General features: G+C 54.1%; 21 protein-coding genes. 2 read left to right on the plus strand and 19 right to left on the minus strand.

What is annotated here, in order from left to right:
- Position 1 precedes the first annotated feature (1 nt).
- The 6 genes from WC515_06000 to WC515_06025 all read right to left on the minus strand — a co-directional run bounded on the left by WC515_06000 (position 2) and on the right by WC515_06025 (position 4,064).
- Positions 2–1,591 carry a 1,4-alpha-glucan branching protein domain-containing protein gene (locus WC515_06000; protein MFA5146902.1) on the minus strand — a complete coding sequence of 530 codons (1,590 nt, stop codon included), beginning with the start codon at positions 1,589–1,591 and terminating at the stop codon, positions 2–4.
- Positions 1,592–1,595: 4 nt separating this feature from the next.
- Entirely contained in the window at positions 1,596–2,438 is an 843-nt protein-coding gene (locus WC515_06005; protein ID MFA5146903.1) for a DUF4912 domain-containing protein, read from the minus strand.
- A 14-nt stretch (positions 2,439–2,452) separates the two neighbouring features.
- A complete protein-coding gene (locus tag WC515_06010) occupies positions 2,453–2,614 on the minus strand; it encodes a hypothetical protein (GenBank protein MFA5146904.1) in 162 nt (53 codons plus the stop codon).
- 77 nt (positions 2,615–2,691) lie between these two features.
- Positions 2,692–3,102: a hypothetical protein gene (locus tag WC515_06015; GenBank protein ID MFA5146905.1), complete on the minus strand. Its 411-nt coding sequence runs from the start codon at positions 3,100–3,102 to the stop codon at positions 2,692–2,694.
- 166 nt (positions 3,103–3,268) lie between these two features.
- Positions 3,269–3,595: a hypothetical protein gene (locus WC515_06020; protein MFA5146906.1), complete on the minus strand. Its 327-nt coding sequence runs from the start codon at positions 3,593–3,595 to the stop codon at positions 3,269–3,271.
- A 25-nt stretch (positions 3,596–3,620) separates the two neighbouring features.
- The gene (locus tag WC515_06025) at positions 3,621–4,064 is read right to left on the minus strand and encodes a peptidoglycan-binding domain-containing protein (GenBank protein MFA5146907.1); all 444 of its coding nucleotides are present in this window, start codon (positions 4,062–4,064) and stop codon (positions 3,621–3,623) included.
- Positions 4,065–4,233: 169 nt separating this feature from the next.
- Between WC515_06025 and WC515_06030 the strand changes: the two genes are divergently transcribed.
- Together WC515_06030 and WC515_06035 are read left to right on the plus strand one after the other, a co-directional pair.
- Positions 4,234–4,644 carry an EamA family transporter gene (locus WC515_06030; GenBank protein ID MFA5146908.1) on the plus strand — a complete coding sequence of 137 codons (411 nt, stop codon included), beginning with the start codon at positions 4,234–4,236 and terminating at the stop codon, positions 4,642–4,644.
- Positions 4,641–5,015 carry an EamA family transporter gene (locus tag WC515_06035; GenBank protein ID MFA5146909.1) on the plus strand — a complete coding sequence of 125 codons (375 nt, stop codon included), beginning with the start codon at positions 4,641–4,643 and terminating at the stop codon, positions 5,013–5,015. The genes WC515_06030 and WC515_06035 overlap by 4 nt, the downstream gene beginning before the upstream one ends.
- On the opposite strand, the gene WC515_06040 is transcribed toward WC515_06035, so the two are convergent.
- From WC515_06040 to WC515_06100, 13 genes are all read right to left on the minus strand, one after another.
- Complete coding sequence (locus WC515_06040; protein MFA5146910.1) at positions 5,008–5,934, minus strand: arginase family protein; 927 nt, start codon at positions 5,932–5,934, stop codon at positions 5,008–5,010. The two genes, WC515_06035 and WC515_06040, sit on opposite strands and share 8 nt — an antisense overlap.
- Positions 5,924–7,240 (minus strand): hypothetical protein, encoded by a 1,317-nt coding sequence (locus WC515_06045; protein MFA5146911.1) that lies wholly within the window; start codon positions 7,238–7,240, stop codon positions 5,924–5,926. Before WC515_06045 ends, WC515_06040 begins: the two co-directional genes overlap by 11 nt.
- A gap of 11 nt (positions 7,241–7,251) precedes the next feature.
- Positions 7,252–8,670 carry an aspartate aminotransferase family protein gene (locus tag WC515_06050; GenBank protein ID MFA5146912.1) on the minus strand — a complete coding sequence of 473 codons (1,419 nt, stop codon included), beginning with the start codon at positions 8,668–8,670 and terminating at the stop codon, positions 7,252–7,254.
- Positions 8,671–8,725: 55 nt separating this feature from the next.
- Positions 8,726–9,370, minus strand: a complete 645-nt coding sequence (locus tag WC515_06055) for an MtnX-like HAD-IB family phosphatase (protein MFA5146913.1) — start codon at positions 9,368–9,370, stop codon at positions 8,726–8,728.
- Positions 9,371–9,419: 49 nt separating this feature from the next.
- On the minus strand, positions 9,420–10,244 hold the full coding sequence (locus WC515_06060) for a hypothetical protein (protein MFA5146914.1): 825 nt from the start codon (positions 10,242–10,244) through the stop codon (positions 9,420–9,422).
- Positions 10,244–11,401: an aminotransferase class I/II-fold pyridoxal phosphate-dependent enzyme gene (locus WC515_06065; protein MFA5146915.1), complete on the minus strand. Its 1,158-nt coding sequence runs from the start codon at positions 11,399–11,401 to the stop codon at positions 10,244–10,246. Before WC515_06065 ends, WC515_06060 begins: the two co-directional genes overlap by 1 nt.
- Before the next feature lie 46 nt (positions 11,402–11,447).
- On the minus strand, positions 11,448–11,933 hold the full coding sequence (locus WC515_06070) for an Lrp/AsnC family transcriptional regulator (GenBank protein ID MFA5146916.1): 486 nt from the start codon (positions 11,931–11,933) through the stop codon (positions 11,448–11,450).
- Between the two features lie 80 nt (positions 11,934–12,013).
- On the minus strand, positions 12,014–12,469 hold the full coding sequence (locus tag WC515_06075; GenBank protein ID MFA5146917.1) for a peptidoglycan-binding protein: 456 nt from the start codon (positions 12,467–12,469) through the stop codon (positions 12,014–12,016).
- Between the two features lie 67 nt (positions 12,470–12,536).
- Complete coding sequence (lsrF, locus tag WC515_06080) at positions 12,537–13,310, minus strand: 3-hydroxy-5-phosphonooxypentane-2,4-dione thiolase (protein MFA5146918.1); 774 nt, start codon at positions 13,308–13,310, stop codon at positions 12,537–12,539.
- Between the two features lie 95 nt (positions 13,311–13,405).
- Positions 13,406–15,172: a phosphoenolpyruvate carboxykinase (GTP) gene (locus WC515_06085; protein ID MFA5146919.1), complete on the minus strand. Its 1,767-nt coding sequence runs from the start codon at positions 15,170–15,172 to the stop codon at positions 13,406–13,408.
- Between the two features lie 7 nt (positions 15,173–15,179).
- Entirely contained in the window at positions 15,180–16,208 is a 1,029-nt protein-coding gene (locus WC515_06090; protein MFA5146920.1) for a zinc-dependent dehydrogenase, read from the minus strand.
- Between the two features lie 3 nt (positions 16,209–16,211).
- Positions 16,212–16,691 carry a flavodoxin gene (locus tag WC515_06095; protein ID MFA5146921.1) on the minus strand — a complete coding sequence of 160 codons (480 nt, stop codon included), beginning with the start codon at positions 16,689–16,691 and terminating at the stop codon, positions 16,212–16,214.
- Positions 16,692–16,834: 143 nt separating this feature from the next.
- On the minus strand, positions 16,835–17,332 hold the full coding sequence (locus WC515_06100; GenBank protein ID MFA5146922.1) for a peptidylprolyl isomerase: 498 nt from the start codon (positions 17,330–17,332) through the stop codon (positions 16,835–16,837).
- Between the last annotated feature and the right edge of the window lie 9 nt (positions 17,333–17,341).

The raw sequence follows: 17,341 nt of genomic DNA on the forward strand, positions 1-17,341 counted from the left end.
GTCACACGCCGTATACGGAGTAGTCGATATCCGGGAACAGGTTGTATTTGTCTTCGCAGCGCCTGATATATTCCTCGTCAAGCGAGCCCTCCTTCACCTCTTCATATATCTCGGTGAAGTGTTCGGCATGCTCCCTGAAGCGTTCTACCGCGTACGAGACATGCGACCCCGTCTTCATGATGAAGGCCCAGTCGCTCGACTGCGCAAGCAGGAGTTCCCGCGCCATCTGGTTCAGCGCCCTGAGAAGCATCCCTTTCGCGTTGGGGTTATTCCTTGCGGCTTCGACCATGCGTTCGACCATCTTATGGAGATGGCGGTATATCCAGTCGTTGGAGCCCTCGAGCCACACCTCGCTATATCCCTTCCATCCCCAGCTTGAGGCCGAAGGCGTGAGGACCTGGTATTTCTTGTACGTCTTCAGGTATTCGCCCGGCGTGGTGAGAGCTATATTATTCTGGTCATACCGGATCTTGCGGATAAGGAAATCGAGCCACTGGGGCCCCTCGTACCACCAGTGCCCGAAAAGCTCTGCATCGTAAGGGGCTACTATCATGGGGAGCCGGTCGCCCATCTGGTGGGCCAGGTGCTCCACCTGCTTCTCCCTGTTGAACATGAAGTTGCCGGCATGGAAAGAGGCGGTATCCCGGGCGCGTTCCTGGGAATACGGCTCCTTGCGGTTCGTCTCGCCCGTTATCCTGTAGTATTTGATGCCGGTATTTATCCTGACCCCGTCGGCGTTTATGTAGGGTCTGATGTAATCGTAATCGAGGTCGAACCCTATATCGCGGTAGAACTCCCTGTAGTTGTAATCGCCCGGGTATCCCTCCTTGGCGCTCCATACCGCCTTCGACGACTCGACATCCCTCCCTATCGCCGCGACGCCGCTCTTGCAAAGGTACGGGCTGAAAACGCCGAACCGCGGCCGCGGCGAACCGAAGAGTATGCCGTGGGTATCTACGAAGAAGTACTTTATCCCCTCCTTTTTCAATATCTCGTCGTCGCCGGGATTGTAGCCGCACTCCGGGAGCCATATGCCCAGCGGCTTTTTACCGAATACCTTCTCGTAAAGGCCGGATGCCACCCGCACCTGGGCGGTGACGGATGCCTTGCGCTCAACCTCCATAAGCGGCAGATAGCCGTGCGTAGCACAGCACGTGATGACCTCAAGCCGCCCCTCATTCTGAAAGTGCTTGAATGCCTCCACGAGATTCCTCTTATAGCGGTCGACGAATATATGCCGCGTCTCGAGGAATTGCGAGTGGTACATGCGCGCCAGGGCATTGAACTGGCCTTCCCACGTGGTCCTGTCTATCTCTTTGGCGGACAGTTCGATCAGTTTGTCGAGATGTTTGACATACTTTGACTGGAGGAGCGGGTCCATCAGCATGGAGATCAGGGTGGGCGACAACGACACCGTCAGCTTGAAATCGACTCCGTCCTTTATCAGCTGGTCGAATATCTTTACGAGGGGTACGTAGGTCTCGGTGATGGCTTCAAAAAGCCAATCCTCTTCGAGAAAATCTTCGAATTCGGGATGACGGACGTACGGCAGGTGGGCGTGAAGAACTATTGCGAGATATCCTTTGGGCATACGCCTACTCTGTCTTCCGTGTTACTATGGGAGTGATACGGCGGCGGTCTATCCCGTCTTTTGAGGTGGCCTCCACGGGGATCACCTGCTTTCCGTCAGGCAGCGCGAACCTTAAGGCAAAAGACCCGTCGGGCCTTAACTTTATCTCTTTCCCCTGCACCGTCACCCTGGCATCCGGTTCCGTTGCGCCGTATACGATAAGCTCCGTATTGACCACAAGCCAGAATTTTCTCTCCCCCGGCTTCCTGTAAAAAGACGCTCCGCTCGATATGCCGCCCGAGGAGACCTGCTCCTCGAGACGCTTCTTGATCATCTCCCTCACCTCGAGAGATCCCTTGCCGACACCGAACCCCCCGGAGAGGCCGAACATCTTCCAGTATTCATCCTCCGACATCATCCATTCGGCATCGAGCTTGTCCGACATCCCGAACCGCGGCGTCTTGACTACATTCGACCGGGCCAGCAGATAGAAATTACCTTTTTTGGAGAGTATGCCTATATCGACGACCCAGCTCCTGTCCGGGTTACCGACATTTATATACCAGTTGCTTGCGAGCCCCTTGAGGTCTATATCGAAGTAGGAGTGGGCGTTCTGACCGTTGAAATTGATGTCCGTTACGTCATATATGCGGAGTATAGATTTAGCGACGTCGTCTCCGGAGCTGCGTATGCTCCCTATGACGCTCTCCTCTTTATCGCGCCTTATCTCCCAATACGCGAATATCCACCAGGGGTCCCTGACCAGGAGCACTATCTTGTTGTCGCCGTATCCCTGGGGAAATCTGAACTCTTTTCTCTCTCTTATCTTCAACGGTTGCGGATTCTGCCTGGCGATATCTTTTGCCATATCGGTCGCCTCCTTCAGATGTCGTTAAGTTCGTCCTCTTCCCCTGCCGTCTCCTCCTGGTCCGACGCTTCACCGCCGGAACAGGAGACCTGCTCGGGACAGGCGGTACAGCACGTATTATCTAGGTGCCCCTCTTCTTCGCAGCTTACATACCGGGGGCATATCTCACAGCACATTACTCTATCCTGGAACTTATATTATGTATGGATAAGGTCGCGGCGCGCCGCACTATCGGACGCGCCATTTGAACTATTTACTCTTCTTCCGCCGGCGGAACAGGTGACCCTGCATCCTCGGGCTCCATCGTCTCTTTTTCAACGGCTATCACCCTGGCGGTCGATTTACCGTCACCGGCCGAGTAGGTGATATCGGCCCAGTCGCCTTTATTTATCTCGCCCAGGGCGGCGGCGTTCTCGAGCCTTGTATTCTTATCGAGCATTATCTCGCTCGTCTTCTCCTCGTCAGTATCATAATCGTAATACTGTATAGTGACGGAATTGGCAAATGTATTGACGGATTGGATCTCGCCGTAAACGGACAGGTCTTTCGATTGGGACGCATCCGGGACGGCCGGTTCGTCCGTCTCTTCCGAAAACGCCGGGGTGACGGCCATGGCGGCGAACATAAGCACGAGGATAGAGCAGAACAGACTACGGCATCGCATATCTTACCTCCTTCTTTAAGGGGATTTTAATATACCATATCGCCCGGACAAAAGTCAAGCGTAAGTTAAAGAGGCACATGCTCAAGCGTAACCCCACTGTGAGTATGTGCCTCTTATAAATATCAATATAATACGCAAATAGACCGTACTATCCGGATCGCGACGATCAGGGTGTCGTTTTCTTACTGTCTGCCAGCAGCTTATCGTATGAGGCCTTGAGCGCGATCTTTTCATCAAGTAACTTATCGTATTCGCTCTTCAGCGCATTCTTTTCGTTAGCCGTGGTCTCGACCCTGGTCGCCAGGTCCATCTTCTCTTTCAGAAGGTTGTCGTACTCGTTCTTCAGGGCGTCTTTGGCCTTCACGAGCACCGATGCCTTTTCCTCAAGCATGATCTTTTCGTTGAGAAGGGTCTCATACTTATCTTTCGAAATACCGCACCCTGCTGAACTAAAAAGCACCGCCGCGATAAGACACAGGGAAAATATCCTCATCTAAATACCCCTCTTTCCTACTGCTTTATTGTTGCACAAGGTACTTCTCGAGCTCCGCCCAGGTCTTCGGCCCTACTTTTCCGTCGACCTTCAGGCCTTTCTGCTTCTGGAACTCCTCGATAGCCGCTTTCGTCTTCGGGCCTATCTTACCGTCTATGGCGCCCGTATAAAGACCGGCATTCTTAAGCGCTGTCTGGATCTCTTTATCGCGGTTCAGGCCTTCCTGCGGTACGGCTGCCGGCATCTCTATCTTGCCCGCTGCGGCCGTCGGAGGAATCGTCTCTGTCGCCACCGTCTGGGCAGGTTCGGTGACAGGCATGGTCATCGTCTCCTCGGTCGAAATTACGCCAGGCGTGCTCTCTATGATAGCTTCTTCCTGTGTCTTCGCCGCTCTTGATTTACATCCAAAAAATGTGACGGACATAATGACAAGTCCCGTTAAAAGGACAACCCATAATCCCCTCTTCATCTATAACCTCCTTTCCCTGAGATTTTTATAAACACGTCTCAAAAAGATTTTGTATCGATTATAGTCCCCCCGTGCCTTTTGTCAAGAAAAAAATAGGTTAAAAAGGGGCTATGGCATGGTATAATGTCGCTGTTTTCCGCTTATTTTACAAAAGAGGGAGCATACAGGCGTGAAGAGAAATCCCGTCACACTGAAGATATTCGCCATGATAGTTATGACCGACCTCGGCGAGAGCATAGCGGAGATATTCTTTAAAAAAGGGTTGCTCGAGACGGGTATAAATTCCGTCAATTTCGGCAATATACTGGAATTCCTCTCAAGAAACTCCTCATCCGCGCTCGTCTGGCTGGGAATAGCCGTATATATAGTGAACTTCTTCATCTGGATAACCGTCCTCTCGCGCATCGACCTGAGCATCGCCTTCCCCGTCGGAAGCACCAGCTATATATTCATACCCGTATTCTCAATGATATTCCTGGGCGAAGATGTCGGGCCGGAGAGGTGGCTCGGGATAGCGCTGATAGTGGCGGGCATACATTTTGTATCTAAGAGCAGCCATAAAAGAGACGGGGACCGATGATGCTGAAGATAATAATTATAATCCTGGTCGCGGAATTATGGGGAACGGCGGGGCAGATACTATTCAAGAAGAGCGCGAATAAGGTGGCTACGCCTGATCTGAGGAGCATGGCTTCCTATCTCACCTTTGTGAAGGATATCCTCTCCACATACACGATATGGTCAGGCCTCGCGGCGATGGCTGCGGGGATGGTGATATGGCTGGTGGCACTAGCCCAGACGGACCTAAGTATCGCCTTTCCTATAGACAGCATGCAGTATATAGTCGCCATGGTAGCGGCGAGGATATTCCTGGACGAGAAGATAGACCTGATGAAGCTTGTGGGGACCCTCCTGGTGGTGGCCGGCGTCTTCCTGGTCGCTGTCAGCTGAGCGCTTCCAGGATACGGAGGTTCGTCGACTCGTTCGTCTCCCTCCGGAGATCATCATCTGCCGCTACGGTTCCCCGGCCTTTCGGGTGGTCTATATACGACGCCATCTTCTTTAACACGCCCTTCACACGGACGGGCGAATAGTCCCCGGTTATATCCGCCCCGACGATATCCGTCTTCTCCTTTATGAGCCGCAGGATCGACAGCACCTCTTCCAGGGTAGACCTTCCCGCTTCCCAGTTGGTGAAAGCATATTCTCTCTTCAGGCAGTCCTTGTCTATGGTCACATAGACCTTCCGCGACGGAAGACGTTCCAATACGCCCCGGAAGAAATCCGTCATGTTCTTCCCTGCGAGTTCCGTCCACCATATCCTCCTGAAGAAGAGCATCTTCTCTACTATTACGGACAGGTTCTCCGGCACATCCCTGAAGAAGACATATGAAGGCGCATGAGAGTAGGGGTATATCTCGAGCCGGCCGTCCCGGAAAGCCCCTATATTGCCTGACTCTATCCACGGGGCGGAAAGATCGTCCGAAGATGCGCCTATGAGAAGGAATTTAAGGACATTCCTGTTCTCAAGCGCGCCGTTCACCCAGGACCCGCACGCAAGGCGCGGCGGCAGGATATCCCAATCGGGGTGCATGTCGAAACCGATGACGCATAACGGTCCGTCGATCCTCTCTATCAGGAGACGGCTCACGTGATGAAAATCTCCGGAGCCCAAAAGATTTATGGCGGCCGGGGGGCGGAGGTCCAGGCGGCGGTTGATCTCACCCTCGCTATTGTCGCTGAACCACATACGCGCCGCGGGTCCTATATCGGTGAGGTCTACTATATCGGGGGCGTACTTCTCGATCAGGGTTTTCTGCCGGGTGATGCTGGAATCGAAGTTCAGTATGCGTACATTTTTACGGGACATACCGCTTGTCCAGGAGGCGGATCAATTTCCTGTTCACGCGGAGCGTGCCGGGCTTATGGTAGACGAAATCGATATAGAATATCCCTATCGAAAGGTTCTTCCATATGTCGGGATAGAGGAGATGTATGTTAGAAAGGACCTTCTCTTTGATCGCGTCTTTGGAGATGCTCTCATCCGCCAGTTCCAGGTTGAACTCCATCGTCTCTTTAAGCCCGTGGAGACGGAAGATCACCTGCCAGTCGGTGGCCAGGCCCTTCACGTCCTTCAATATCTCCTGGAACATGAGCGGGTAGAGGTTCCCGGCTGCGGCGATGACCATCTCGTCCGCCCTCCCGCGCGTCGGGGCCAGGCGCCTGAACTTCACGCCGCACGGGCACTTCTCCTCTATGATCCTGCTTATATCCCTGTTCCTGTAACGGACCAGCGGCATGGCGGTGCGGGTGAGGGTGGTGAACGTCACCTCTCCGTACCCCTCATGGTCCGGGTCGGCGATCTCTACGAGAAAATCGTTCTCATCTATATGATAGCCGCCGCATACGGAAGAGAGCTCGGAGCCGATCACCCCGCCGGACTCCACGGACGCGTATATCATCCTTATCTGGACCCCGGGCCACACCTTCTCCATCCACGGCCGCGCTGCCGCAGGCATCGTCTCCGCGGCGCCGATCAGGAATTTTAAAGGATAGGCGCCGTTCTTTTCCGCTATTTCGGTCAATTTTATGAGCCACGTCGGCTCTCCTATGACGACGTTAAAATTATGCACGGGGATCCTCTTATACACTTCGACGGGGTCCACCTTACCGGCCGCCATGCTGAAGATACCGGACTTCTCTATGCCCTTCTGCGTCACTATCCCGGGTATCCATATGCAAAAATCGAAGGCGTTCACTATCCTGTCGGTCGATTTGAGGCCCCAGAGGAAGAAGCCCATGGCGTTGATCTTGCCTATATCGTCGAGCTCACACTGCGTGAAGTACACCCGCTTATTCCTGCCGGTCGTCCCGGACGATTCGAATACTATCTGGGGGGTCTTGCAGAGGAACTCTTCCGCGTGGTTAACTATATCTTCCGGCAGCGTGTAAAAATCTCCGAGGTCCTTCGGCCCTCTTATCCTGCGCGGGTCTATCCCGAGCTCGTCGAACTTCCGCCTGTAGAACTTCGAGTGTTTGTAAACATACCTGACGACGCGCCGGAAGGACTCCTCGTTCTTCGCGCTAAGGAAAGAAGGAGGGATCACCCTGGCGGCCCGGCTCAAAAGCCGCGGCGAGGCGAGCGATACGAACGTGTCTATTATGGGTGCGAGCATATTATAATGCCTCAGGACCTCTTAAGCGCCTTCACAAGCGCCTCTTCAAAAAGATCGACCCCAAGGTCTATCTCCTTCTCGGTTATGTAGAGAGACGGCGCGAGCGTGAAGACGTTCTTGTAATAACCGCCTACGTCAAGGACCAGCCCCCTCCTCTTCCCGCCGGCGGAGAGCTTCCCGCCCAGCCCGATCACCTCGATCGCGTCGGTCAATTCCCTGTTGGGGGTATATCCGTCCTTCTGGCACATCTCTATCCTGAGCGCAAGGCCCAGCCCTTCCACGTCGCCTATATGCGGATACTTCTTCTGCAGGCTCCTGAGCCGGGAGACAAAATACCTTCCCTTCTTCATGACTTCGGTGCCCAGGTCGGACTCCTCTATCATCTTCATAACCTCTAACCCGACGGTAGTGCCGAGCGGGTTGGAAGAGAACGTGGAGTGGGTCGAACCCGGCGGAAAGACATCCGGGGATATGAGCTTCTCTTTGGCCCATATTGCCGAGATCGGGTTGAGGCCGTTGGTCAGCGACTTCCCGAAGACGATGATGTCCGGCGTCACGTCGAAATGCTCTATCGCGAAGAACTTACCGGTCCTGAAGATGCCCATCTGTATCTCATCGTCCACCATCAGTATATTATACCTATCCAGGATGCTCTTCAGGCCCCGGAAATATCCCTCCGGGGGCATATTGTACCCGCCTGTCCCCTGTATCGCCTCTACATAAAAAGCGGCGAACTCGCATGAGTTCGTCTTCTTATTGAGCACCGTATAATATTCCGTTTCGAATAGCTTCTCAAATTGTTTGAGGCAATATAGGCCGCATGACTCTTTCTTCATGCCGTAGAAACACCTGAAGCAGTACGGGAACGGTATGAAGAACGCCCTGTCACCGAAGTGGCCGTACCGCTCCCTGTAACGGTAGCTTGACGTGATCGCCGTCGACCCGAGCGTACGCCCGTGGTAACTGCCCATGAACGCAAAGACGAGGTTCTTGTGCGAATGGTTCCTTACCAGCTTTATCGAATCCTCGACCGCCGCGGAACCGCCCACGTTGAAATGGACCCTCCCCTTCTCCTCAAAGGTCATCTCCGCCCTCTGGGCGAGCTTTGTCGCCAGCAGTATCTTCTCTTCGTGCAGGTACTGGCAGGCAAGCTGGGGAAGCATGTCGAGCTGGCGTTTCAGCGCGTTATTGAAGCGTTCGTTCCTGTAACCGAAGTTCACGGCCGAGTATAGCATCTGGAGGTCCAGGTACTCGGTGCCGTCCCTGTCGTACAGGTAGCTGCCTTCCGCGCGTTTGAATATGTTCGGTTTATCCACATAGTGGACCGTGTCGCCCCAGGAGCAATACCGCGCCTCCAGCTTCAAAAGCTCGTCGTCCGAAAGCGTCCTGGTCGATCTGCTTCCGGCGTTCGTCTTCGTCTTTTGTGCCATAAGTGTCCTCTTTTGCTTTTAAGCCCCGCGAGGCAGGCCAGATATGAACCCTGACTCACTTAAGAGCTTTGAAATAGTCATGCACCCCCCTGAAATCCTTGAAGGGTACACAGTCCATCCCCTCTTCCCTGCAGTATTTTAAAAGCGTGTCTTTCGCGAACACTATGTCTGCGCATTTCGACGCGTGGAGATCGGAAAGGCCGTCCCCTACGTAGGCGGACCTCACGCCCTTTCCCGTATGCTTCAGCACCGTCGTCTTTTTGCAATGACCGCAGTTACCGCACTTCGCATTCGTTAACGGGAAACGGGGTATCAGCCGGTCCTTATCCACCTTCAGGCGGTTACAATACGTCTTCACCCCGTTAATACCGTGATTCTTCATGGTATTTTCCAGTATGTAATCGAAGTTGTCGCTCACTATTACCGGTTTTATATTTTTTGAGGCAAAGAAACGGAGCAGCTTTTTGAAATGGGGGTCTATGTCGATCTCTTTGATATAGCGGTCGAGCATGCCCTTCGTCATCCTGATCCCGCCGATCTGCCCTTCCAGGCATTCCTTCGAACCGATATCCCCGCGCTTCCATCTCCTCTCAAGCTCTATCCACCTGCCGTTGACAGAGAAGCGCGCCAGGATATCGTCCAGGACATCCCGCCGGGTTATCGTATTGTCGAAATCGAAGAATGTGACGTATTTTGGCATTGCTTTTTAAGCTTACCACATAAAGAGGCCCATGACAAGGGGACCTGCCTTACTTTATGGTCCCGAACCTGGTGGTAAGTACGGCGCCGAAACCTGCCATTAAGAATATGACCTTTATCGGGGTGCCCAGTATGGGGACGAAACCTACGAAAAAGAGCACCAATAAGCCGAGGATCGCATCGACGAACGGATGAGACCTCTTTCCCATCCTGGCCGTTACGTTCTTTCCTATGAATGTGGCTGAGGTAATGTACCCTATGATCAGGGCCAGGACCACAAGCAGTATTTCCAGCGGTATCAATGCGATCCCGATTATGCTTATGGCAAGCATGACCGCTATCGGGACGATCAGTATCGACCAGAGTATGCCCCACAGGAACATGCCCACGAATGACCGTTCCATGGCCCTTATGGCGCTGCCCATATGCTCCGGTATGAGCGCGGCCAGGAGCACGGCAAGGCCTATGAAGCCTAAAAGTACGAGCACGCTTATCGTCGCCCATAGGGCTATCCATCCGCCTTTTATCATAGTTGTGAGCGAAGGTATGAAATGGGGCATGTATATCTGCGTTATCCTCTCGCCTATGCTTGCGGTCGGGTCTTTTACGATATCCCCGCCCACCACCACGACCTGCCCTCCGACCTGTGAACCGGGTTTGAATATGGCCGAACCTCCTATGACGACTACATTATTCTCGACCTTGCCGGAGACCGTAACATCGCCTCCTATGGCTACCACCTCTCCGCAGGTCTGGCCTCTCTCGATCTCTATATCCGTGTTCATCTTGACTATATCCTGCGCCTTCGCGAACGCGGACGGCGCGGAGAAGATAAGTACCGACACTACGGCTAATACGGCTGATCGTTTCATCATTATGCACCTCGCCTTTTCAGAAATTTTTCCATCCTTTCGAGCGCCTCTTTCAGGTTATCCATCGCGGAAGCGTACGATATCCTCACGTAGCCCTCACCGGTAGGCCCGAATGCCGTGCCGGGCACGACCGCCACCCTCTCTTCCTCAAGGAGCCGTTTCGCGAATTCCATGGATGACATGCCGGTCCCCTTTATGGACGGGAAGGCGTAAAATGCTCCTTCGGGTTTATGGCATGGGAGCCCTATCTCATTGAGGCGCTGGATCACGAACTCGCGCCGGCGCCTGTATTCACGCTTCATCGCCTGGACCGAGCGCTCGCCGTTCCTGAGCGCTTCGCGCGCGGCCATCTGCGACATTATCGGGACACACATCATCGTGTACTGGTGGATCTTCGTCATCGCGTATATGACATGCTTCGGGGCGCAGGCATATCCTACCCTCCATCCCGTCATGGCATGCGCCTTGGAGAAACCGTTCAGGTATATAGTCCTCTCTTTCATGCGCGGCAGGTTCGGGAACGGAGTGTGGGTGCCGGAGTATGTGAGTTCGCAATATATCTCGTCGCTGAAGACGGTCAGGTTGTGCCTCTCGATGCTCCTGGCTATCCTGCCGAGCTCCGGCCTGGAGTACGAAGTGCCCGTGGGGTTGCTCGGGTAATTGAATATTATCCCTTTCGTCTTCCTGTCACAGTGCCTGTCGATGTCCCGCGCTGTGATCCTGAAACCGTTATCGGGATACGCCCTTATGAAGACGGGTCTCCCTCCGCACATGATGACATTGGGGCCGTACGAGACATACGAAGGTTCGGGGATGAGCACCTTATCCCCCTTGTCTATGGTCGCCCTGAGGGCAAGGTCGAGGGCCTCGCTCACGCCGACGGTTATCAGCATCTCCTCCTCGTGGTCATAGAGGATTTTATACTTATGCCTCAGGTATTTCGACAGCTCCTGGCGCAGTTCCAGCATGCCCTTATTTGAGGTATAGGAGGTATACCCCTCTTCCAGAGAATATATGGCGGCCTCCCGTATATTCCACGGGGTCACGAAATCCGGCTCGCCCACACCCAGGGATATGACGTCCTTCATCCCCAGCACAAGGTCGAAGAAGACGCGTATCCCGGACGGGGGGATTATGGTTGCAGGTTTGGATATCTTCATCTTCAGCTTTCAGCAGCTGTCAGCTTTTTTTAGCTGATAGCTCAGTTCATAACGATATCGCCTGCCTCTTGTCCTTCTTCGGCTGGCGCAGTATATCCCCGTCCTCTTTATATTTCTTCAGGATGAAGTGCGTGACGGTCCCCCGCACATTCTCCATAGGCGATAACTTCTCCGCCACAAAATTCGACACGGTATGTATGTCCTTGCCCTCCACCACTACCAGGAGGTCGTAGGTACCGGACATGAGGTAACAGCTCGAGACCTCCGGGAACTGGTATATCCTATCGGCTATATAATCGAAACCGACGTTCTTCTTCGGCGTCACGCGTACCTCTATCAGGGCCCTGACGTCCGAATGGTCGTCCCTGACCAGCTCCTTATTTATTATCGTCTTATACTTCAGGACGATGCCGTCCTTCTCGAGTTTCTTTATAGAGCTCTTGACCGCCGAGACGGACCTCTTCAGCATCCTGGCGATCTCTTCCGGGGTAGTGCGCGCGTCTCCTTCCAATATCTCAAGTATCTCGTCCATCTTATCCTCCCTAAGTTAAAAGGGGCTTCCCTTCTTCGCGGAGGGCCGCCCCTTTTCGTCTTTATCGAACAATTTTAAAATTACTTGGTTGGCCCTTCCGACGATCCTCCGTATTTACTTAATAGTTCCCAGGTCTTCTTACCGACTATGCCGTCCGGGTTGAGGCCGTTCGCCTTCTGGAATTCCCTTATCGCATGCCTGGTATTCTTGCCGCTTATGCCGTCTATGGTGCCCGTGTAGAACCCGGCGCTCTTAAGGCATGCCTGTATCTCGCGTACACGTTCTTTGCTTTTCGACCGCGGACTTATATTCGTCTCTTCCCTCTGCTCAAGGGCCTGGGAGGCCTCGGCGGACAACCGTTCTGCTTCAGCCTGCTTCGCCTCCATACCGTCTACCTTGGACTCAAGGGTCTCGACACGCGTCTTTATGCCGCCGACCTCTTCTTTGAAATGCTTGGGCACGGTCTCGCACCCGGATATGACCGCCGAAACCACAAAAAGTAATAAGATTCCGTATACCGCTTCTTTTCGCACCATCTCATCCTCCTCCGTGGGGTATTTCTACTTAATTATATTACAGAAAACGGAAAAAGCAAGGTAATTTTTAAAGGACCCTGGCCGCTTCCTTGACCGATTTATGCCCGTGGACTATGGCGCGGATCGCTTTGATCATGCCGACGGCGTTCTCCGACTGCCATATGTTCCGCCCCATATCTACGCCTGCGGCGCCCTCCCTTACCGCGGCGTGGGCGAGCTTCAGCGCATCGAGCGGGGTGGAAAGCTTGGGCCCGCCGGCTATCACCAGCGGTACAGGGCATGACCTCGATACCTTCTCGAAGTCATCGCAGTAATACGTCTTGACCATACGAGCCCCGAGCTCTGCCGCGATGCGGCAGCATAACCCAAGGTACCTGGCGTCCCGTTTTTCCAGCTCTTTGCCTACTGCCGTGACCGCCAGGACCGGGATGCCGTACCTCTCCGCTTCGCTGACCAGCCTCCCGAGCGCTAAGAGCGTCTGGTGCTCGTGTTCGGTCCCTACATATATGGAGAACGCTACGGCCGAGGCATTCAGGCGTATCGCCTCCTCGATCGACGTCTGCGTATCCTCATCCGAGAGGGCCGGTCCCACTATGCTGTTCCCGCCCGAGACCCTGAGTATCGCCGGTTTATCCATGCCGGCATCTATGCAATTTCTCAATACACCCCTGGTCAGCATGAGCGCATCGATATGGTCGAGAAGCGGCTTTACCGTCTTCGCCGGTTCTTCGAGCTTCGAAAGCGGCCCCAGGAAATATCCGTGATCGATGGCAAGCCATACGGCACGGCCGGTATCCGGCCTTATAAGCTTAGAGATCCTGTTCTTCATGCCCCAATCCATAGTAACCTCCGCGTAATAGCCTATCAGGCTTTCAGCTTTCAGCTTTCAGTCTTCAGCTTTCAGCTTTTTTAGCTGATAGCTGAAAGCTGATAGCTCTATTTAAGCTTCTCCTTCATACGACGAAACTCTTCCCAGATCGCACCGGGCATGCGGTCGCCGAATTTCTGAAGGAATTTCTCTATATCTGCCGCTTCCGATAGCCATTCTTTATGATCGATCTCAAAAAGCTGTTTCAAGCCCTCTTTCGATATATCCAGCCCCGTAAGGTTCAGATCGCCAATATGCGGGATGAGCCCTATGGGTGTCTCTTCGGCCCCGACACGGCCGTTAACCCTGTTGACTATCCATTCCAGTACCCTTATGTTTTCGCCGAATCCCGGCCATATGTACTTGCCCCTGTCATCGACCCTGAACCAGTTTATGGAATATATCCTGGGCGGATGCTTCAACCGCTTCCCTATATTTAGCCAGAGCATGAAATAATCGGCCATATTATATCCGCAGAAAGGGAGCATAGCCATGGGATCCCGTCTGACCACGCCGACGTCATGGATCGCCGCGGCCGTCGTCTCCGAGCCCATCCTTGAGCCGATAAAGACACCATTCTGCCAGTCGAACCCTTCGGCCACGAGCGGGTTAAGATGCATGCGTTTACCACCGAAAAGTATGGCCGATATCGGGACCCCCTTCGGGTTATTATATTCGGGCGAGAGCGTGGGCGCATGCGATATGGAGACGGTGAACCGGGAATTCGGATGAGCGGCGCGCGTGCCCATATCGCTCTTCCATTGTTTACCCTGCCAGTCGATCGCATTCCCGGGGACCGGCCCGTCCATACCTTCCCACCACGGCTCATTGGTATCTGTGTTCAGGGCGACGTTCGTGAAGAGCGTCGGGTAGAAGGTCCCCTTCTTCAGGGTGCGCATCATATTCGGGTTTGTGCTCATCGACGTCCCGGGCGCGACCCCGAAGAAGCCCGCTTCCGGGTTTATCGCCCATAGACGTCCGTCCGGACCCACGTTGAGCCACGCTATATCGTCACCGAGCGTCCATATCTTATACCCGGGCAGTTTCGATTCCAGCATCGCTAGGTTCGTCTTGCCGCATGCGCTGGGGAGCGCCACGGCGATGTAGGTTATATTGCCGGCCGGGTCCTGTACGCCCATTATGACCATATGTTCGGCGAGCCATCCCTCTTTAAGCCCCAGCCAGGATGCTATCCTCAGGGAGACACATTTTTTCCCAAGGAGGGCATTGCCGCCATAACCCGAACCTATGCTCCATACAAAATGCTCGTCCGGAAAGTGCATTATGAAACGCCTCTTCGGATCGAAGTCGCCTACCGAGTGTAGCCCTTTTACGAAGTTCCCGCTATCCCCGATCTTATCTATGATCGACCCGGACATGCGGGTCATGATCTTCATGCTTACGGCGACATATGAGATATCGGTGAGCTGAACGCAGGCCTTGGCGTATGGTGAGTCGGGATGGCCCATCATATAAGGGAGCACATACATTGTCCTGCCCTTCATGCAGCCGTCAGAGATCTTCCTCATCTTCTCTTTCGCCTCATCCGGGTCCATCCAATTGTTGTTAGGGCCGGCGGTATCTTTATCCGTATGGCATACGTAGGTGAGGTGCTCTGTCCGGGCCACGTCGCTGGGGTGGCTCCTGTGGAGATATGAGTTGGGAAAGGTCTTTGGGTTCAGCTCCTGGAATATCTGCCTGCCGTCGATCTTCTCTTCCTTGATACCGGCCTCTACGATCTTATGCGCTTCCTGATCGGAACCGTCGCACCAGTGTATCTTCTTCGGCTTCATGAGCCGCGCCTGTTCATCTACCCATCGTTCAAGAGGAGTCATATCTTCCTTACTTCTGCGGTTCTATGATGACTTTCATCGAATCTTTCGCTTCGCTTACGAGACGTATCCCTTCACCCGTCCCGGCGAGCGGCAATTTGTGTGATATCATATCACGAACGTTTATTTTATGCGAGCCAATTAATTCGAGCGCCTTCATATGCTCTTCCGGTGTCGCGGCATAGGAACTCGTGAGCGTGACCTCGTTACGCCAAAAGAGGTCGTTCACCGAAAGGGGTATGGTCACGCCCTTATCGGTAGCGGCAAAGAAGAGGATGGTGCCTCCGCGCTCTACCGACCTGAGCGCACCTTCATATGCCTGGCGGGCGCCCGTACATATTATGACGAGGTCGGCCAGGGACCCGCCGTTCAATTCTTTAAGACGCTCCGGGGTATATTCCATGGCATTCAGGGTATGATCGGCCCCGAATCGCCCGGCCGCCTTGAGCCGGTATTCGACCACGTCCGTCGCTATAATGCGTCCGGCGCCGCTCAATCTTGCCAGCTGGATGTGCAGGAGGCCGGATATACCGCTCCCGACCACCAGTACCGTCCTGCCTCTCTTCATCCCCGCAAGCCGCTGTCCTCTCAGGACACATGCGAGCGGTTCGGTAAACGTCGCTTCGTCAAAAGAGACGCCTTCCGGTATCTTATAAACGCCCTTCTTTACGTTTATCCCGGGGAGCCGCAGGAATTCCGCAAATCCGCCGGGGTCAAAATTCGTCCTGCGGAGCATGTCGCATACCGTATGGTGGCCGTCCAGGCAGAACCTGCATTCGCCGCACGGCACGTGATGCGACGCGGAGACGGCATCGCCGACCTTATAATGACCGGCCCCTTTACCCGAAGCGACCACGACGCCCGCTATCTCGTGACCCAGGATCAACGGCACCCTGTTGATCCTGTACCACTCCAGGCAGTCGGTCCCGCATATGCCGCTCGACTCGACGCGGACCAGGAGCTCCCCCGGCCCTATCTCCGGGCGGGCCCTCTCCTCTATACGGACATCATTATTGCTGTAGTATACCGCGGCACGCATCTTCTATAATACCTTCTCCAGCGACCCGGAGATGAAATTCCCGTCGTTCAGCATCCTGTCCGGTATGTTTATCCGGGCTATATCCGATGCGCCCTTATTCCTCAGCACCTGCTCTATATTATCAAAGCACTTCTTCACCCCCGCCCCGCTCCCGGAGTTAAGAAGGACGACGACCCTCTTGCCGTGCAGGCCGTTCACCTTGTCCAGATAAGTATTCACCGCAGGCGTAGGCGCAAACGCCCACACGGGAGAACCGATGATGATAAGGTCATATGCGCTGACGTTATATATAGGGCCGTCTTCCAGTTCCGCCCTCTTTCGCGCAAAGGCCGCGCGGCATTGGGCAAAGAATGACGTTATCTCATCCTTAGGTTTAAGGGGCTGGAGATCGACCGTCCCTTTACCCTTCAGGATATCGGCGAAGATCCCCGCCACCTTCCCGGTATGTCCGCTGTAAGAATAGTATATGATCAAAGACCTCATCGCTCCCCCTTTTATCCGCCTGCCGCCGGGCAGGGTTCGATTTAACGCATTATATCAAAAGAAAAAACCCTCCGCAATCTATTTTGCCGGAGGGTTTCAGGGTCTTGCCTGTCTTCTTCCTTTTATTAAGCGCTTGAGCGCCGTTAGGTTACGGATACGATCTTTACTTTGAATATCAGTGTCTTGCCCGCAAGAGGATGGTTGAAGTCCATCAACACCGTATCTTTTCTGATCTCGGCTACTCTTGTGATCAGGGTGCCGCCTTTGGCGTCTTTGGCCTGGAGCATCATCCCCACCTTAACCTCTCTGTCGGTAGGAAGAGATGAGCGCGGGACCTCTCTTACCGCTTTCGGGTCCATCGTGCCATATGCCTCCGCGGGAGGCACCGTCACCGTCTTCTCCTCGCCCGCGCGCATCCCTTCAAGCGCCTTTGCGAGGCCCACGATGAGCCGCCCGTCGCCCTGGACGTAGTTTATGGGGCCCTTACCTTCCGAGCTGTCCATCATCTTACCGTCAACGGTGAGCGTATAATCGAACGCGACCTTGCTCCCGGTATGTATCACGGGGCTTTCCGCGCCCGCCGTCTGCGTATTGACCGCTAATATGGCTGCCGCGCATAAAAATATGACCGCATATCTCATGACATGGTC

This window comes from Candidatus Omnitrophota bacterium (assembly GCA_041650805.1).
Taxonomy (GTDB): Bacteria; Omnitrophota; Gorgyraeia; order 2-01-FULL-45-10; family 2-01-FULL-45-10; genus JBAZKM01.

Coding starts and splice junctions, on each gene's coding strand:
- WC515_06070 (MFA5146916.1), bottom strand. CDS start 11,933: ATGGACGAGATACTTGAGATATTGGAAGGAGACGCGCGCACTACCCCG.
- WC515_06100 (MFA5146922.1), bottom strand. CDS start 17,332: ATGAGATATGCGGTCATATTTTTATGCGCGGCAGCCATATTAGCGGTC.
- WC515_06045 (MFA5146911.1), bottom strand. CDS start 7,240: ATGCTCGCACCCATAATAGACACGTTCGTATCGCTCGCCTCGCCGCGG.
- WC515_06075 (MFA5146917.1), bottom strand. CDS start 12,469: ATGGTGCGAAAAGAAGCGGTATACGGAATCTTATTACTTTTTGTGGTT.
- WC515_06010 (MFA5146904.1), bottom strand. CDS start 2,614: ATGTGCTGTGAGATATGCCCCCGGTATGTAAGCTGCGAAGAAGAGGGG.
- WC515_06095 (MFA5146921.1), bottom strand. CDS start 16,691: ATGAGGTCTTTGATCATATACTATTCTTACAGCGGACATACCGGGAAG.
- WC515_06015 (MFA5146905.1), bottom strand. CDS start 3,102: ATGCGATGCCGTAGTCTGTTCTGCTCTATCCTCGTGCTTATGTTCGCC.
- WC515_06090 (MFA5146920.1), bottom strand. CDS start 16,208: ATGCGTGCCGCGGTATACTACAGCAATAATGATGTCCGTATAGAGGAG.
- WC515_06040 (MFA5146910.1), bottom strand. CDS start 5,934: ATGTCCCGTAAAAATGTACGCATACTGAACTTCGATTCCAGCATCACC.
- lsrF (MFA5146918.1), bottom strand. CDS start 13,310: ATGGATTGGGGCATGAAGAACAGGATCTCTAAGCTTATAAGGCCGGAT.
- WC515_06025 (MFA5146907.1), bottom strand. CDS start 4,064: ATGAAGAGGGGATTATGGGTTGTCCTTTTAACGGGACTTGTCATTATG.
- WC515_06065 (MFA5146915.1), bottom strand. CDS start 11,401: ATGAAGATATCCAAACCTGCAACCATAATCCCCCCGTCCGGGATACGC.
- WC515_06060 (MFA5146914.1), bottom strand. CDS start 10,244: ATGATGAAACGATCAGCCGTATTAGCCGTAGTGTCGGTACTTATCTTC.
- WC515_06000 (MFA5146902.1), bottom strand. CDS start 1,591: ATGCCCAAAGGATATCTCGCAATAGTTCTTCACGCCCACCTGCCGTAC.
- WC515_06085 (MFA5146919.1), bottom strand. CDS start 15,172: ATGACTCCTCTTGAACGATGGGTAGATGAACAGGCGCGGCTCATGAAG.
- WC515_06050 (MFA5146912.1), bottom strand. CDS start 8,670: ATGGCACAAAAGACGAAGACGAACGCCGGAAGCAGATCGACCAGGACG.
- WC515_06020 (MFA5146906.1), bottom strand. CDS start 3,595: ATGAGGATATTTTCCCTGTGTCTTATCGCGGCGGTGCTTTTTAGTTCA.
- WC515_06035 (MFA5146909.1), top strand. CDS start 4,641: ATGATGCTGAAGATAATAATTATAATCCTGGTCGCGGAATTATGGGGA.
- WC515_06055 (MFA5146913.1), bottom strand. CDS start 9,370: ATGCCAAAATACGTCACATTCTTCGATTTCGACAATACGATAACCCGG.
- WC515_06005 (MFA5146903.1), bottom strand. CDS start 2,438: ATGGCAAAAGATATCGCCAGGCAGAATCCGCAACCGTTGAAGATAAGA.